At 61.8% G+C, this 17,209-nt stretch carries 10 protein-coding genes and 2 pseudogenes; 9 read left to right on the top strand and 3 right to left on the bottom strand.

Features of this window, described 5'->3' with window-relative positions; all coding sequences use genetic code 11:
• Positions 1–30 precede the first annotated feature (30 nt).
• The 7 genes and pseudogenes from KEC45_RS01900 (at position 31) to KEC45_RS01930 (ending at position 11,038) form a co-directional block, all read left to right on the top strand.
• The gene (locus tag KEC45_RS01900) at positions 31–1,539 is read left to right on the top strand and encodes a class I adenylate-forming enzyme family protein (protein WP_252171417.1); all 1,509 of its coding nucleotides are present in this window, start codon (positions 31–33) and stop codon (positions 1,537–1,539) included.
• Between the two features lie 100 nt (positions 1,540–1,639).
• Positions 1,640–2,518, top strand: a complete 879-nt coding sequence (locus tag KEC45_RS01905; RefSeq protein WP_252171418.1) for a fatty acid desaturase — start codon at positions 1,640–1,642, stop codon at positions 2,516–2,518.
• Positions 2,519–2,627: 109 nt separating this feature from the next.
• Positions 2,628–5,336: a LuxR C-terminal-related transcriptional regulator gene (locus KEC45_RS01910; RefSeq protein ID WP_252171419.1), complete on the top strand. Its 2,709-nt coding sequence runs from the start codon at positions 2,628–2,630 to the stop codon at positions 5,334–5,336.
• Positions 5,337–5,448: 112 nt separating this feature from the next.
• The gene (locus KEC45_RS01915; protein WP_252171420.1) at positions 5,449–6,423 is read left to right on the top strand and encodes an NmrA family NAD(P)-binding protein; all 975 of its coding nucleotides are present in this window, start codon (positions 5,449–5,451) and stop codon (positions 6,421–6,423) included.
• Between the two features lie 15 nt (positions 6,424–6,438).
• Positions 6,439–8,703: a TonB-dependent receptor gene (locus tag KEC45_RS01920; RefSeq protein ID WP_252171421.1), complete on the top strand. Its 2,265-nt coding sequence runs from the start codon at positions 6,439–6,441 to the stop codon at positions 8,701–8,703.
• Positions 8,704–8,727: 24 nt separating this feature from the next.
• Positions 8,728–10,083: pseudogene (locus tag KEC45_RS01925) on the top strand (molybdopterin-dependent oxidoreductase); the annotation flags it as partial.
• A gap of 616 nt (positions 10,084–10,699) precedes the next feature.
• Complete coding sequence (locus tag KEC45_RS01930) at positions 10,700–11,038, top strand: molybdopterin dinucleotide binding domain-containing protein (protein ID WP_252171422.1); 339 nt, start codon at positions 10,700–10,702, stop codon at positions 11,036–11,038.
• 50 nt (positions 11,039–11,088) lie between these two features.
• On the opposite strand, the gene KEC45_RS01935 is transcribed toward KEC45_RS01930, so the two are convergent.
• The 3 genes and pseudogenes from KEC45_RS01935 to KEC45_RS01945 all read right to left on the bottom strand — a co-directional run bounded on the left by KEC45_RS01935 (position 11,089) and on the right by KEC45_RS01945 (position 14,202).
• Positions 11,089–12,255 carry an acetyl-CoA C-acetyltransferase gene (locus KEC45_RS01935; protein ID WP_252171423.1) on the bottom strand — a complete coding sequence of 389 codons (1,167 nt, stop codon included), beginning with the start codon at positions 12,253–12,255 and terminating at the stop codon, positions 11,089–11,091.
• Positions 12,256–12,282: 27 nt separating this feature from the next.
• Positions 12,283–13,046 (bottom strand): annotated as a pseudogene (locus KEC45_RS01940) (SDR family NAD(P)-dependent oxidoreductase).
• Between the two features lie 28 nt (positions 13,047–13,074).
• The gene (locus KEC45_RS01945) at positions 13,075–14,202 is read right to left on the bottom strand and encodes an acyl-CoA dehydrogenase family protein (protein ID WP_252171424.1); all 1,128 of its coding nucleotides are present in this window, start codon (positions 14,200–14,202) and stop codon (positions 13,075–13,077) included.
• A 162-nt stretch (positions 14,203–14,364) separates the two neighbouring features.
• Here KEC45_RS01945 and KEC45_RS01950 point away from each other — a divergent pair, with 162 nt between their 5' ends.
• Both KEC45_RS01950 and KEC45_RS01955 read left to right on the top strand, forming a co-directional pair.
• On the top strand, positions 14,365–15,471 hold the full coding sequence (locus tag KEC45_RS01950; RefSeq protein WP_252171425.1) for an NAD(P)-dependent alcohol dehydrogenase: 1,107 nt from the start codon (positions 14,365–14,367) through the stop codon (positions 15,469–15,471).
• Between the two features lie 12 nt (positions 15,472–15,483).
• Positions 15,484–16,893, top strand: a complete 1,410-nt coding sequence (locus KEC45_RS01955; RefSeq protein ID WP_368389958.1) for an aldehyde dehydrogenase family protein — start codon at positions 15,484–15,486, stop codon at positions 16,891–16,893.
• Positions 16,894–17,209 lie beyond the last annotated feature (316 nt).

A 17,209-nucleotide genomic window follows, 5' to 3' on the forward strand; every position in this document is an offset into this window, starting at 1 on the left:
CTAGAGAGGGCGGTTCAGCACCATCCGGGCATGACAGCGACGATCTGCGGGTCGCGCATCCAGACGTTCGCGGAGCTTTATGAAAGGGTCACCCGGCTGGCGGGCTGCCTTGCATCTCGGAAGCTTACCACGGGTGCGCGCATTGCGGTACTGGCGCTCAACAGCGATCACTACCTGGAGGTCTATCTGGCGACCGCCTGGGCCGGCGGCGTGATCGTGCCTGTCAACTTTCGCTGGAGCCCGGCCGAAATTGCCTACTCCCTCAACGACGCCGGGTGCGTGGCGCTGATCGTCGACCAGCATCATGCCGCGATCGTCCCCTCATTGCAGGAGCAATGCCCGGGTCTGCAGCATGTCTTCCTGATGGGTGGGAGCGAGGAATCGGGCGACCTATTGGGTCTCGACGCACTGATCGAAGTGGCAGAGCCCTTGCCGAACGCGGGAGCGGGCGGGGATGACCTGCTGGGCATATTCTACACCGGCGGCACCACCGGGCGGCCCAAGGGCGTGATGCTGACCCATGCCAATCTGTGTTCCTCCGGCCTGTCGATGCTGGCCGAGGGCGTGTTCAATGAAGGCGCGGTCGGGCTGCACGTGGCACCGATGTTTCACCTGGCCGACATGCTGCTCACCACCTGTCTGGTGCTGCGCGGCTGCACCCATGTCATGCTCCCCGCCTTCAGTCCCGAGGCCGTGCTTGACCATGTCGCGCGGTTTGGGGTCACCGACACGCTGGTCGTACCGGCCATGCTTCAGGCGATCGTCGATCACCCTGCGATCGGGAATTTCGACACCTCGAGCCTGTGTAACATCCTCTACGGCGCGTCCCCCGCCTCCGAAACACTGCTGCGGCGCACTATGACGGCCTTCCCGGGCGTGCGCCTGACCCAGGGTTATGGCATGACTGAAAGCGCGGCCTTCATCTGCGCGCTGCCCTGGCACCAGCATGTCGTGGACAATGACGGTCCGAACCGGCTGCGCGCAGCTGGGCGATCGACATTCGATGTTCACCTCAGGATTGTCGATTCCGAGGACCGCGAACTCCCGCGCGGCGAGATTGGCGAGATCATCGTCAAGGGGCCGAATGTGATGCAGGGCTACTACAACATGCCTGAAGCAACCACGGAGACTTTGCGCGGCGGCTGGCTGCATACCGGCGATATGGCCTGGATGGACGAGGAGGGCTATGTCTTCATCGTCGACCGGGCGAAGGACATGATCATCTCGGGTGGCGAGAACATCTATTCCGCCGAGGTCGAGAATGCCGTCGCCAGCCACCCGGCCGTCGCAGCCAATGCCGTGATCGGGATTCCCCATGAGCAGATGGGCGAAGCCGTGCATGTCGCCCTGGTCCTGCGGCCAGGTAGTGAGCTGACACTTGAGGCACTCCAGGCCCATTGCCGGGCCTTGATCGCCGGATACAAGGTGCCACGCAGCATGGAAATCAGGCCCAGCCTGCCGCTGTCCGGCGCCGGAAAGATCCTGAAGACACAGCTGCGCGAACCCTTCTGGAAGGGGCGGGACAGGGCCGTGGGCTAACCCCTGGCCTTACGGAAAAATCGACAAGCCAAACTTTTGTCGAGGCGCCGCCCGCCGCAGGGAGGCATTGATGCGGAAACACTCGGTCGAGGAGAGTCTGATGTCCACGTCACCGCAGAATGCAGCTGCCCAGTTCAATGCGTTGCGGTCTTGTCCCAAGGTGGCATGGCCGACCGTGGCACTGTTCGTCGTTTGCACCAGCATCATCGGCGGTGTCTGGTACGCTGCCATCGCTCACGGGTTTCCGCTTTGGCTGGGAGCGATCGTGAACGGGGTTACCGCGTACTACCTGTTCAGCGTGGTCCATGATTCGTCACACAATGCGGTTAGCAAGATCAAGTTCGTGAACGAGCTGCTCGGTCGGGTCGGCCTGGTCTATTTCGCGCCGCTCGCACCGATGGACGTGGCCCGGTACATCCACATGGCGCATCATAAATATGCAAATGATCCGGAACGCGATCCGGATGGCTACGCACACAAGTTGGATCTGTGGTTCCCGCTGCGCTGGCTCAATTTCGATTACTATTATACCAAATGGTTCTTCCAGAAGGGCGGCGATTTTGCCCGCCGGAAGTACCCGGCTCTGTTTGCCTATGTGGCTTTCATCCTGTCGACCTGTGCCCTGATCATCTGGCTGGGATACGGGCTGGAGCTGCTGATGCTGTGGTTCATCCCGACCCGGATCAGCTCATTCCTGTTCGTGCTCGTGTTCAGCTTCCTGACTCACCAGCCGTTTGAAACCTATGCCAAGGAAGACGAATACAAGGCGACGGCATTGCGGATGGGCGGCGAATGGATTCTCTCGCCGCTGATGGCCAACCACAATTACCACCTGATCCACCACCTCTATCCGACCGCGCCGTTCTACAACTACATCAAGATCATGAAGCTGCGCGGCGATGAGATCCTGGCCAGGGACCCGCTGATGCCGCCAACCTTTGGGCTATCGCCGCGCACAAAGGAGCTGGCGAACCACTAAGCCATTGGAGGTGCAATCCTAGCCACCCATACAAAAGTATGGGTGGCTGGCGCATCTGCGGCTATAGCCTGCGCAACGGGATTGGGATGTTTAGCGCAGGGTAGCCAGCTTGATTTACCCCAGAGGCAAAACCGCGCCGCCGGTATCGGGGAGCGATCTGATCCGCAGGGATGCCCTGATCGATCAGCTCCTTCTTGACGTTCAGTCCAAGGATCTGGTGCTTGCGGTCGCACCGGCGGGTTACGGCAAGACCGTGTTGCTTACCTCGCTGTATGAAGCCCTAGGGGAGGCCGCGGGCGGCGCATTCTGGTATAACTGCGACCGCACCGACGTTGTGCCGCGCAAGCTTGCCGCGTTCTTGCTGAAGGTGAGTTCTGCCGAAGGCGGTCTGGCGGCCGATGACAGCCTCGGCCTTGAAGCCAGCGCCGCCTCGTCGGCTGGCCTGATCGCCGCTGGTCTTGATCGGCGGAAGGCCGATGTCACGGTGATCATCGAGAATTATCACCTGGCGCAGTCACCGGAAACAGACGCGCTGATCGAAGCTCTCCTGGCGACCGAATCGGTCTACCTGCACCTGGTGATCTCTTCGCGCGTCAAGCCGGGCTTTGCGACGCGCAAGTTGATGCTTGCTGGCCGGGTCGCCGAACTGAGGGTCCGGGACCTGGCCTTTACCAAGAGCGAACTGGGCGCGCTGGCCCGCACGGTCATGCCCGATGGCAGCGGGGCCGATCTGGCTGGCGTTCTGGAACGGACTGAAGGATGGCCAGTTGCGATCCGCCTGTTCCTGCTCGCGCTGAAGGAAGGGGCCGATCCCAAGCGCCTGCTCGATGAGATTTCCTCGCGCGAAGCGGACGTCGCCGAATATCTTTCGGAAGAAGTCCTGCGCGGTCAGCCGCGCGAGGTTCAGGATTTCCTGGTGGCGACCTGTTTCCTGGAACAGTTCAACCTCGCGCTGTGTGAAGCGGTTGCGCCCCATGCCGACGCTGCACAGATGATCGAACAGGTGCAGCGCAACAACCTGTTCATCGTCAGGCTGGAAAGCGACAGCGGTTGGTTCCGCTATCATCCGATTTTCCGCCAGAACCTACTGACTCAGTTCGATCGCCTGACCCGTCAGGAACAGGCCGGGATGCGCAGCGCAGCCGGTCGCTGGTATGAAGCGAACGATCAGCTGGCCGAAGCCATCGATATGGCCCTGCTATCCGGCGATGCCGGTCGGGCGCGGTCGCTCCTTGCTAGGCTGGCACCGGAGCTAGTTTCGGTGCGCGGAGATTTGGCGACCTTCCTGCAGTTGCTGTCGCGCTTCCCCAAGGGCATGATCGAGGACGATTCGACGCTGCTCTACTGGCAGGCCTGGGCGATGTTCTTCGCCCGCCGCTATCGTCAGGCCGCAACTTTGGTTGGAAGCCTCCACCGCAATGCGCAGATCGGGAGTGGGGGCGAGATTGATGCGGGCCTGCAGAACCAGATCGGTCTGCTCGATACCCTGTCGGCGACTTTCATGGATGACATGGTTTCGGCTCGGCGCGCGGCCAGTGACTGGCTGAGCAGCAATCCGGCTTCCGATCCCTTTGACCGTGCGACGGTTGCCTGCAGCCTTGTCCTCTCGTCGCTCGCCTTTCTTGACATTCCCGCCGCGAGGCGCGCCTTCGATCTGGCGCAGCGGGCGATTGCCGACAGCGACAGCGCCTATGGCAACGCCTGGGTCTGCGGGATCGGGATGACGATGGATCTGGTCGTGGGCGAACCGCGCCAGGCGCTCGCCCGGCTCGAAGCGCTGGGGGCCGGCTGGTCCGAAACCCCCAAGGCACCAAGCAACATCTCGTCAACCCTGGCCCTGCTCGCCGCAGCGGCCCATTATCATTTGGGCGAAATCGACAGTGCCGAAGCGCTGGTGAATGAAAACCTCCACATGCTGGCCGAACATGGAGTCAGCGAAACCGCCGCATTTGGCCTTGCAGCCTGTCTGCGGGTGACCGCACAGAGGGCGGGCGCTTCGGATGCACTGACGCTGGCCCGCAAGATGGAGGCTGGCCTGGCCAAGGCCTATGCCCCGCGCCTTGCCTTTACCTTGCGGTACGAGCGGGTCCTGTTGCTGTTCCGGGCCGGTCGCAGCGAAGAGGCAATCGAAGAGGCGAGCGGCATCACCGAAGTCCAGCCACTGGGTGAACGGCGCCCCGACGAGGGCGATCCCGACCTGCCCAGCGTCAAGGAGCTTCGCCAGATTGTTTCGGCCCGGGTGGCAATCGCAGACCAGGCCTGGAACGAGGCGCTGCGCATCCTGACCGGCCTGATCAGCGCCGCGCGGCACGGGGGGCGCAACTTGCGGCTGGTTCAGGCGCTGATCCTCAAGGCCGCGGTCCACTACAACCAGGGAGACAGCGTGAAGGCCGTCCGCGCCTTTCTCGACGCCGTGTCGGTCGCGCGTGACCGGGGGCTCAAACAAATCTTCCTCGACGATGCCCAGCTTTGCCGTCCGCTGGTAGCGGCCGCCCTGGCCGGATTTGAGCAGGGCCCTGCCGGACAGATCAGGGAACTCGACTTCCTGCAGGGCCTGCAGGAACGGCTTGGACTTGAAGGCCAGTTTGCCCGGCCCGACGATGAACTGCATGCACCGCTCGAACCGCTGACTGCACGCGAAAAGCTGATGGTGGAACTGCTGCTGGCCGGCCTACGCAACCGCGAGATTGCCGGGCGGCTTTCGATGTCAGAAGCGACCGTGAAGTGGCACCTCTACAATCTCTACAGCAAGCTGGGCGTGAACAACCGCACCGCTGCGATCCATCGTGCGCGCAGCCTCGGGCTGGCGACAAACTAGCCTGAACCCATACCGGGTTGGGGACTCCCGACCAGAAGCCAAACTTTCGGTTGGGACCCGATCGCCACGAAAGCGTCACAGCTACATCCAGAACAGGATGTGCGAGGCCACAATGGCAGCAGGGAGAGGCAGTGACACGAAGCCGCCGCTGGAGCGGATCGCGGTCTTTGGCGCGAACGGGCATATTGGCCGCCCCCTGGCTGAATGGGTCACGGCCAATTCCGCAACAACCGGTCTAAGGCTCGTCATCCGTAGCGAAGACCACCGCGAGGCCTTGGCAACTGCCTTCCCGCACGCCGAAATCTGCATGGCCAATTATTATGATCTCGGCTCGCTCGAGTCTGCCCTATTCGGTGTTCAGGGCGCTTTCATCGTGACGCCGGATTTTCTCGACGAACAGCGCGCCATGACGAATTTCGTCTATGCGGCGCGGACCAACCCGGGTTTGCGCCATGTCGTGCGACTGATCGCTGACCCGCCTGGCATGACTGCAGAAAGGGTGCCGGATAGTCTGAAGGCGTTCGGCGGCGGAACCGCCGTACAGCATCTGCGGGCCAAGGCGATCCTGGAACAGAGCGGCTTGCCGTTCACCTACATCAACATCGCCGCCTACTTCATGCAGAACTTCCTGACCCCGTTCTTCAATGGGCCGATCAGGGCTGAACGGATCCTTTCGGTGCCGCGCAACCGGCGCATGGGGTTCATCGACACGCATGACATCGGGGCTTGCGCCGCCGCGATCCTTCTGTCCGGCAACCAGCGCCACATCGGCCAGACCTACCATCTCGATAACGGCCACGACGTCATGTGGTTCGATGAAGTTGCGGTGCTAATGTCGGACGTCTTCGGCCAGACCATCACCTACGACGGGACCGACGAGACCTTCCTGCGCATCTGCGGAGAGGGCGTGAAGGCTTATATCGGCCGCCCGGACGCGGACCAATATTACATCAACTACTTCCAGTTCGAACAGGACAACGAGACGGTCTGGCGCAAGTCGGACATCGTCGAGTTCCTCACCGGAAGGCCCGCCAAGACGCTCCGGCAATGGCTGTCGGAAAACAAACAAAACATTCTCGGCCAATAAATGAGGGAGACCTACATGCGCCGTTTCAAAACCCGCCTGACATTGTGCGCAGGCGTCGCAGCCATTCTGGCAACGCCAGCCTATGCGCAAGACGCGGAGACGGGCGAAGAGGAAGCAGGAATCGGCGACATCGTGGTCACCGCCCAGCGTCGCGCCGAACGGGCGCAGGCCACACCGCTCGCCATCACGGCCATTGGCGGCGATGACCTGCAAACAAAGGGCGTGTTCGAGACCGCCGATCTCAGCGCGGTCGTCCCCAATATGCAAATCATTTCGCCATACGGGCGCGCCCAGCCGAACATCTCGCTACGCGGCATTTCGGTCGCGAACGAGTATAACGCCAACCAGGCATCGCCCATCGGGGTTTACATCGATGACGCCTATATGGCCTCACGCACCAGCCACGGCATGCAGCTCTATGATCTGGAGCGAGTCGAGGTGCTGCGCGGCCCCCAAGGCACGCTCTATGGGCGCAACACCACGGGCGGTGCGGTGAACTTCATCACCATGCGGCCACAACTCGATGGCACGTCGGGCTTCGTCGAGCTGGGCTATGGCAAGTTCAACCGTGTCGAAGCCTCCGGTGCGCTCGATGCGACGCTCGTGCCTGACAAAGTCGGCATTCGCATTGCCGGCAATTACATCAAGTCGGACGGGATGGTGGATAATCTCTTCCCCGGCGGAAAGGATCTGCAATCCGAAAACAGCCTTGGCGTGCGCGTCAGCCTGCTGGCCAAGCCGAGCGAGGATTTCACGATCTTTGCCAAATTCTACCATGGCAAGGACAAGCCCCGGCAGGTGGGCAACCATTTCATCGGTGCAACGCCGACGGGTGTCAGCCCGCTGACCGGCTATGGGCGCGGAACACTCGGCTTCTATCAGGTGCAAGCCAATGATCCCGGCGTGTTCGAGTTCGATGGCACCGGCGGTTTGCTCAATCTGAGCTACAATACAGGCGACTGGACGCTGACGAGCATCACCTCCTACGACAGCGGGGGCCGCAAGCTGAAGCATGATGCCGACAATGCGCCGATGGACATCCTGCAGATCTATTGGAACGACAAGTTCAAGCAGTTCAATCAGGAAGTGCGGGTCAATTATGACGCGGACGGGGTCAAGGCGATCCTCGGCGGCTATTATGGCCATGACCGGGTGGACGTGTACAACCAGTTCCAGTTCCTGTTCTTCCTGCGGGGCATCGTGCCGTTCGCCCTGCCATTCCCGGCTGCGACGAGTGGCTTCGGGGTCGACAGCCGCTATCGGCAGACGCGCGAATCCAAGGCGATTTTCGGCCAGATCGAGTATGAGCTGACCGACAAGCTGACGGCATCGCTGGGGCTTCGTTACACTTGGGACAGCCTCAAATATTCGCGCGGCAATGCCAACATTCTCGACTATAACCTGACGCCGGTGTTCAACACCATCCCCGCGCCCGGCCCCTTCAATCCGGCGGTGTCGCTCAATCGATCGGATGATTTCAAGGCGCTCTCAGGCAAGTTCGGGCTGGATTACAAGGTGTCGGACGACGTGCTGCTCTATGCCAGCTATTCGCGGGGCTATCGCGCTGGTGCGATCAATGGCGGCGGTTATCTCTCACCCGCGCAGATTGATTTCGTCGCACCCGAGAAGGTCAACGCATACGAAGTTGGCCTCAAATCCGATCTGCTCGATCGCAGGCTGCGGTTGAACCTGGCCGGCTTCTATTATGACTATAAGAACCAGCAGTTGCAGGAAGTGATCGGCGCGGTCGCGCTGCTCCGGAGCGCGCCGAAGGCCAAGATTCTCGGCTTCGAAGCGGAGATGACTGCGCTTCTTTCCGACAGTTTCAAGATCAACTCGACGCTGGGCATTCTGAGCACCAAATACAAGGGCCTGACGCTCTCTGGCATCAACCTTGAGGGCAACCGCCTGCCCTTCGCACCCAAACTGACCTGGAGCGGCGGCGCTGACTGGACAGTCGCCAATCTGGATGCCGGCAAGGTCGTGCTCAACGGCAATTTCAGCTATGCCAGCCAGCAATGGTTCTCGCCGTTCAACGAAAAGCCCTCGTTCGTCGGCGACCCCATCACCAACATACGGCAGCAGCAAAAGGGCTATTGGCTCGTCAATGGCCAGCTTCGGTTGGATGGTGAGAAGTTCTATGGATCGCTCTGGGCGAAGAACATCTTCAACAAGGGCTACCATGTCTATGGGCTCGATCTGCGTGCGGCCTTTGCCTACGACTATCTGGCCCTTGGCAGCCCGCGGACCTTCGGGGCCACGGTTGGCGTGAAGTTCTGATGATTGGAATGCCGTCCCTAGCGGATGGCACCTGAAGATGCGGCCGGCTGGTCGGGTGCCTGTCACCTGATCGCCGGCCGTTCCTGTTTTTGCTTGGGAGACGGAACCTTGGCCAACCAGACAATCACAAGACTGTGCCCCTTTTGCGAGGCCTGTTGCGGCCTGGTCGTCGAAGTCGATCCCGCCAGCCGCCAGGTCATGTCGATCAAGGGCGATAAGGACAATCCGTTCAGCCAGGGCTTCCTCTGCCCCAAATCGCAGGGGCTGCGCTTTCTTGAAGAGGACCCTGACCGGTTGCGCAAACCACTGGTGCAGCGGGGCAGGGACTTTGTCGAAACCGACCTCGACAGCGCACTTGATGAAGCGGCCACCGCCATCCGGGCCATCCGTGAGAAGCACGGCAACGACGCGCTTGGGCTCTATATCGGCAATCCGGTCGCCCATAACCTGGGGCTGGTGATCTACGGCGGCATCTTTGCCCTGACCCTTCCCAGCAGGAACATGGGCACCGCCGGATCGATCGATCACATCGCCAAGGTCGTTTCCTCGACCGAACTGTTCGGGTCCGAGGCGCTGATCCCGGTTCCGGATATCGATCGGACTGATTTTCTCCTCGTCATCGGGGCCAACCCGATGGTGTCCAATGGCAGCCTCGTGACTGCACCCGGCTGGCCGCGGCGGCTCGAGGCCCTCAAGGCACGTGGCGGCAAGTTGGTGGTCATCGACCCGCGCCGGTCGGAAACCGCCGAAGTGGCTGACCAGCACCTTGCGATCCGGCCAGGAACCGACGTGTTCCTTCTCCTTGCTCTCGTTCGCGTGCTTTTTGCCGAAGGGCTGGTCACCATTGGGGCGCTGGGGGACATCACGGATGGCCTGGCCGAACTGGCAAGCCTGGTGGAACCATTCTCGCCCGAAGCGGTGGCTGGCAAGACCGGCGTGGAGGCGCAGGCGATCCGGCAACTGGCCCGCGATCTGGCCGGTGCAAAGTCGGCCGCTGCCTATGGCCGGATCGGCACGACCGCCCAGAAATTCGGTACGCTGACGTCCTGGCTGATCGATGTCGTCAACATCCTGACCGGCAATCTCGACTGCGCAGGCGGGGCCATGTTCCCGCTGCCGGTCACCCCGGCGCTGATCTATAACCAGACCTATGCCGATGGCACCGCGCCCAACAACCGCTGGCGCTCGCGGGTCAAGGGGCTGCCCGAAGTGTCGGGTTTCACCCCGGTGGCAACCCTCCCGGACGAGATCCTGACCCCCGGCGAGGGGCAGGTGCGCGCGATGCTGACGCTGTGCGGCAACCCGGTCCGCTCCAGCCCCAATTCGGCCCGCTATGCCGAGGCTCTGGCAAGCCTCGAATTCATGGCGAGCATCGACATCTACCTCAATGAGACTACCCGCTTTGCCAATGTCATCCTGCCGCCATCCGGGCATCTCGAGCAGGTTCACTATCCGCCGTTCAGCCCGCCTTACATGGTGCGGTCCTATGCCAAGTGGGACGAGGCAGCGTTCCCCGGTGAGTCGCCCGGGGATGGTGACATCCTGCTGAAACTCAACGCCAGCATCCTCGGCATCGATCCGACGGCGCTTGAAGAACAGGCATTGCAGGGAATGATCGCGCAAGACGCTGGCGGCAGACAGCGAGTTGGCCGAGCGGACCAGCGCTGCGGCATGTTTCGAGGCAGTTGCTGTCCACGATGGCCCGGCACGGTTCATCGACCTCCTGATCCGCTGCGGTCCCTTCGGCGACCGCTTTGGCGCGCGGGCCGATGGCCTGACGCTGTCCCGCCTGCAGGAAATGCCGCACGGCATCGATCTGGGGCCGATGGTTCCCCGGCTTCGCGAGGCGATTGCCACGCCCGAGCGCCGAATCCGGCTGGTGCCGGAACTGATGAAGCAGGGACTGGCTGCGTTGCAAGACGAGTTGAAACAGGAGGCCAGCCCCTCGACCCTGCTGCTCATCGGTCGGCGCCATTTGCGCTCGAACAACAGCTGGATGCACAATGTTGCGGCGCTGGCGAAAGGGCCGGATCGCAGCTTCCTGGAAATACACCCGGACGATGCCCGCGACCGGCAGATTGCCGATGGAGCCACCGTTCGCGTTACTTCGCGCAAGGGCGCAATCCATGTGACGGCCCGGATTACCGACAGCGTCAAGTCGGGGGTGATCACGCTCCCGCATGGGCATGACCATGGCGACAAGGGCACCCGAATGGCGGTTGCAGCGCGGATGGCCGGCGCAAACTTTAACGCGCTGACCGATGCGGACGAATGGGACAGCCTGTCAGGCATTGCCGTGCTCAATGGAATTCCCGTTGAGATAGTGCCTCAGTGAGCCAGATAGTTCCCCTCCGCTTTGGGTAGAGGAGGGGAAGCATCGATCCGTCAGAGCGCCTCGACGATGGTCACATTGGCGACGCCTCCCGCCTCGCACATGGTCTGCAAGCCCCAGCGCTTGCCTCTGGCTCGAAGCGCGTTGATCAGAGTCGCCATCAGCTTGGTTCCAGAAGCGCCCAGCGGGTGACCAAGTGCGATGGCGCCGCCGTTGACGTTGAGTTTCTCGGGATCGCCGCCGATTTCCTTGAGCCAGGTCAGCGGGACCTGAGCAAACGCCTCGTTCACCTCGTAAAGATCGATGTCCCCGATCGACATGCCGGCGCGCTGCAAGGCCCTGCGGGTGGCCGTGACCGGCTCTTCCAGCATGATGACAGGATCACCGGCGGTTACCGTCATATTGTGGATTCGGGCTATCGGGGTAAGGTTGAACTGCTTGAGCGCGCGCTCGCTCACGACCAGGGCGCCGCTCGCCCCATCGCAAACCTGGCTGGCATTGGCGGCGGAAACGACACCTCCTTCGCGCAGGAGTTTTACCGATGCGATGCCTTCCAGAGTTGCATCGAACCGGACGCCTTCGTCGATCCTATGCAATTCCCCGCCGATATCTATGGGAACGATTTCGGTGTCGAACGCGCCTGCCTGGATTGCTGCTGCTGCCTTACGGTGGCTGTCCAGGGCAAATCGGTCGAGCGCCTCGCGGCCGAAGCCGTGCTTCTGCGCGAGCAATTCGGCCCCTTCGAACTGGCTGAACTGGGTTGTCCGGTGATAGCGCTCCTTGCCCCGCGGGCTTAGCGGTCCTGTACCGATTCCCTCTTTTTCATGCAGGGTATAGTTCGAGAACATCGGCACCCGGGTCATGCTCTCGACGCCCGCGGCAATTACCACACCCTGGGTCCCCGACATCACGGCCTGAGCCGCGAATTGGAGCGACTGCTGCGATGATCCGCATTGACGGTCGACAGCGACTCCAGGAGTCGTCGAAGGCAGCCGCGATGCCAGGATTGCATTGCGCGCAAAAGCGAAACACTGCTCGCCAGCCTGCATGACACAGCCGAGAATGACGTCTTCGATTGCCTCGGGATCAAGCGAGGCATTGCGATCGAGCAGAGCATCGAACGTTTCAGCAGCAAGGTCTGCGGGGTGCCAATCGGCAAGTTTCCCATTGCGCTTGCCGCCCGCAGTACGGACAGCGTCCACGATGTAGGCTTCGGCCATGCAAATTCTCCAGTTCGGATTGGGGGGTTACTTGGGTGCCATGCGAATGGCGCCGTCGAGACGGATCGTTTCGCCGTTGAGCATCGGGTTCAGAACGATACTTTCGACCATCAGCGCATATTCGTCGGGGTGACCAAGGCGTGACGGAAATGGCACCTGTTTGCCGAGCGAATCCTGCGCCTCTTGCGGCAGCGACCCGAGCAGCGGTGTCCAGAAGATCCCTGGAGCGATTGTCATCACCCGGATGCCGTAACGGGCAAGTTCCCGGGCGATCGGCAGGGTCATACCAACAATGCCACCCTTTGAGGCTGCGTAGGCTGCCTGTCCGATCTGCCCGTCGAATGCGGCTACTGATGCCGTATTGACGATAACGCCGCGTTCCTCGGAGCCAACTGGGTCTGCTTCGTGAATCCGCGCTGCAAACTTGGAAAGGACATTGAAGGTCCCGATCAGGTTGATGTTCACGATCCGTGTGAAATCGCCCAGCGGCACGGCATTGCCGTCGCGTCCTATGACTTTCGCCGGCGGGCCGATGCCTGCACAATTGACCAGAATTCGGGCCTTCCCGTTCACCTCTTCAGCCTCGAGAATGGCCGAAGCAACCGCAGCCTCATCGGTAACGTTGACCTTGGCAAAGCGTCCGCCGATCTGATCGGCAAACGCGGTGCCCAGTTCGGCGTTCAGATCGAACAGGGTGACCTTGGCCCCGCGTGCTGCCAGCCGCTCGCCGTGGCAGCCCCAAGACCGGAGGCCCCGCCAGTAACGATTGCCGCAACTCCCTCGACTTGCATGGCGATCCCTTTCCTTGTCTCGCCCTCATCAGAGCGCGCGAGCGATAATCATCCGCTGGATGTCAGAAGTGCCCTCGTAGATCTGGCAGACCCGCACATCGCGGTAGAGCTTGGCGAGGCCGAACTCTTCCAGATAGCCATAGCCGCCCAGCGTCTGGATCGCCCCGGACACGACCATTTCGGCCATTTCGGAGGCGAAGAGCTTGGCCATCGAGGCTTCCTTCAATGCTGGTGTTCCCGCATCGCGCAGGGCGGCCGCAGAAAGCACCATCAAACGTGCAGCTTCAAGCCGAGTGGTGAGGTCCGCAAGCCGGAAGCCCACGGCTTGGTGCTCGATGATCGGACGCCCCATCGAGACCCGGTCCTTCGCATAGGCGACAGCGATCTCCAGCGCAGCCTGTGCCATGCCGACGGCCTGAGCAGCAATGCCGATGCGGCCGGTTTCGAGGTTGGCGAGCGCAATCCGGTATCCGTCACCCGGCGCACCGAGTACCAAGTGATCTTCGACAAACAGGTCATCGAACCGCAGCGCGCAGGTATCCGATGCCGCCTGGCCGAGCTTGTGCTCGACCTTGTCGACCACATAGCCGATCCGGTCGGTTGGAACGAGGAAAGCTGTTATGCCCTTGCGGCCTGCCGCGGGGTCGGTAACCGCCACGGCCATCACCACCTTGGCAATTCGCCCCGAGGTGATGAACTGCTTGGATCCGGTCAACCGCCAGCCACCGGCAACACGCTCGGCCCTGGTGCGGATCGCCGCGGCATCTGATCCCGCGTCACTTTCGGTCAGCGCGAAAGCGCCGATCATCCGGCCGGATATCAGTTCCGGCAGAAACCGCTGCTTCTGCTCGGGCGTACCGTCCTTGAGCAGGCCGGAAACAAGGATCGAGTTCTGGATCGACACGATGGTCGACAGCGCCCCGTCCGTCGCAGCCAGCTCGATGAGTGACAAGGCGTAGGAAACATAATCCGCGTCCGATCCGCCATAAGCTGCAGGCGCGATCAGCCCGAACAGACCAAGCGATCCAAGCTCCTCGAACAGGTCGTCAGGATAACCGCCCGCGCGCTCGTAGTGTGCGGAATTGGGGCGAATCCGTTCCTGGGCAAAGGCGCGGACGCCGTCGCGAATTGCCACCTGTATTTCACTGAGCATCATGACGAGACGACACACCCTGCCTGCATTGGCCCGCCGCAGGAGACGGCGAGAGATCCAACGGGGGCTAGGTGACATCGCAATCGCGGCGCCAAGACAAAAGTATGGGGCTGATCGCTGTGTGAGCTGGAAGAGGAGTACGACGACAAAACCGGGAGACTAGAGATGCATGGCACCGCAGCAATCCTGCGCAAGGCGAACCAGCCCTTTTCGATCGAAGCGGTAAAAATCGATCCGCCGCGTGCCGGCGAGGTCCTTGTCCGAATCCGTGCGGTCGGCATCTGCCACACCGACATGGTTTTCGCCTCTGGCGCGATGGGATCACCCTTTCCCCTGATCCTCGGGCATGAAGGCGCGGGCGTCGTCGAAGCGGTTGGCGAAGGTGTGACCAAGGTCCGACCCGGCCAGAAGGTCCTGTTGACATTCAATTCCTGCGGGCAGTGCGGGCAATGCCACGGCGGCGATCCGGCCTATTGTCAGGAATTCGTCGCGCTCAACTTTGCCTGTGTTCGGGGCGATGGCAGTTCGTGTGTCCACGATGAAGCCGGCCAGGTTTCAGCAAGGTTCTTCGGGCAGTCGTCGTTCGCCTCACACGCAATTGCCGACGAGCGCAATGTGATCGCTCTCCCTGACGATGCTGACCTGAGGACCCTCGCGCCGCTCGGCTGCGGTATCCAGACCGGGGTTGGTGCCGTGCTGCGCTCGCTAAAGGCGCAGAAGGGATCGAGCCTGGTCGTCCTCGGCGGAGGCGCGGTGGGCCTTAGCGCGGTTCTGGGAGGCAAAATCGCTGGCTGTGCGACCATCATCCTGATCGAACCGCAGGAAGCGCGGCGGCAGCTGGCGATGGAACTGGGTGCGGATCATGTGATCGATCCGGCAGATGGCGACACGGCCGAGCAGGTCAGGGCCTTGCTACCGCAAGGCGCGAACAACGTGGTCGATACCAGCGGTAATGTCGGGGCGATTTTTGCCGCGCTATCCATGCTGGCACCGCACGGCGCGCTGGGCCTGGTCGGCGTGCCCGGCAGCCTCGATGCGGCGCTGCCGCTGCCAATCGTGCCTGCCATAACCTATGGCTATACGATCAAAGGAATCATCGAGGGCGACAGCGATCCCGATACCTTCCTGCCCGAACTGATCGCGCTGCACGCTGCCGGAAAGCTGCCGATCGAGCGGTTCTCGACCATCTACCCGTTCGACCAGATCAACCAGGCGATTGCTGACAGCCATTCCGGCAAATGTGTGAAGGCGATCCTTGAACTCCCGGCTTGAAGGAACCTGACTGTGACCCAAGACACCCTGACCATGACGATTGGCGGCAAGGCTGCGTCGTCCGCTAACAGCCTCGATGTGTGCAACCCCGCGACCGGGCAGGTCTTCGCCACTGTGCCAGATGCCGGCGCGGCAGAGCTTGAAGCGGCCATCACCGCGGCCCGCAGCGCCTTCCCCGCCTGGCGCGACACGGCCTGGGCCGACCGCGCTGCAATCGTCAATCGCATCGGCGAGACCATCGCGGCGAATGCGGCGGAACTGGCCGCGATGCTCACCCGCGAGCAGGGCAAACCGGCGGAGCAGGCCCAGTTCGAGGTCATGGCCGCCGCGCAGTGGTGCCAGGCAACCGCCACTCTGACTTTGCCTGACCGCGAGATCGAGGCCGGGCCGGGACGCCGCCAGGTTACCCGCTATGTCCCGATCGGGGTGGTGGCCGGGATCTCGCCATGGAATTTTCCGGTGGTACTGTCGATTTGGAAGATCGCGCCGGCCCTGCTTGCAGGGAATACCTTGGTCCTGAAGCCTTCGCCGTTCACGCCGATGACCGTGCTGCGGATCGGCGAACTGGTGCGCGATTTCGTACCTGCCGGGGTGCTCAACATGATCACTGGCGGCGACGCGCTGGGGCCGCTGATGACCGCGCACCCGGGCTTCGACAAGGTCAGCTTCACCGGTTCGACGGCGACCGGACGCCGGGTGATGGCCAGCGCGGCGCCGACGCTCAAGCGGCTGACACTGGAACTGGGTGGTAACGATGCGGCGATCGTTATGCCGGACGTAAACGTGCCCGAAACGGCGGAAAGGCTGTTCTGGTCGGCCTTCACCAACAGCGGGCAGGTCTGCGTCGCGACAAAGCGCGCCTACGTCCACAGCGACATCTATGACGCGTTCCGCGATGAGTTGGTAAAACTCGCGGAGGCTGTGCCGATGGGCGACGGCAGCCAGCAAGGGACCGCGCTCGGACCGATCCAGAACAAGCCGCAGTACGACCGCGTCAGAGGCCTGCTCGCCGACTGTAAAGCGAACGGTTACCAGTTGCTCCAAGGAGACGCGCCGGAAGGAGAGGGCTTCTTCGTCCCCGTCACTTTGGTCGACAATCCCCCCGAGGACAGCCGCATCGTTCGGGAAGAACAATTTGGCCCGATCCTGCCGCTCTTGCGCTTTTCCGATGTCGAAGAAGTCATCGCCAAAGCAAACAGCTCTGACATGGGACTAGCCGGAACAGTTTGGTCTGCGGACACCGAGGCCGCGATGCGCATCGCCGAGCAGATGGACACGGGAAATGTCTGGATCAACGAAGGTCTTGCGTTGTCTCCATTCGCGGCGTTCAGTGGCCGCAAGCAATCGGGCGTTGGAGTCGAGAATGGGATCGAAGGATTGATGACCTATGTCGAGCCGAAGACATTTCTAGTTTCGCACTGAGTTTGGAACGTCCGGTTGATTTTTAGTGCGATGAATCAGCAATGATTGAAATCATCCAACGTGGATACACCTAATCTAAGACTGCCGTGTAAATTTGTTCCGCCGAGCTGGCTCACTAAGTGTCAAACAGATCTCGCTGAGGCGAAAAGTGCATCCGCTTGAGGAACTATTCGACAGGCTGAGTCTTGAGTGTACGCCCTTGGAGGTGCCGACGGGATTTGGCTCGACTTGGCCTGCACCCGCCAAATTCATCGCATAGCATTTTCATTCGTACACCAATCTACCGGGAATTTTGTCGAAAAAGAGAGGGCATAAC

It is taken from the genome of Sphingopyxis sp. USTB-05 (assembly GCF_023822045.1).
Classification (GTDB): domain Bacteria; phylum Pseudomonadota; class Alphaproteobacteria; order Sphingomonadales; family Sphingomonadaceae; genus Sphingopyxis.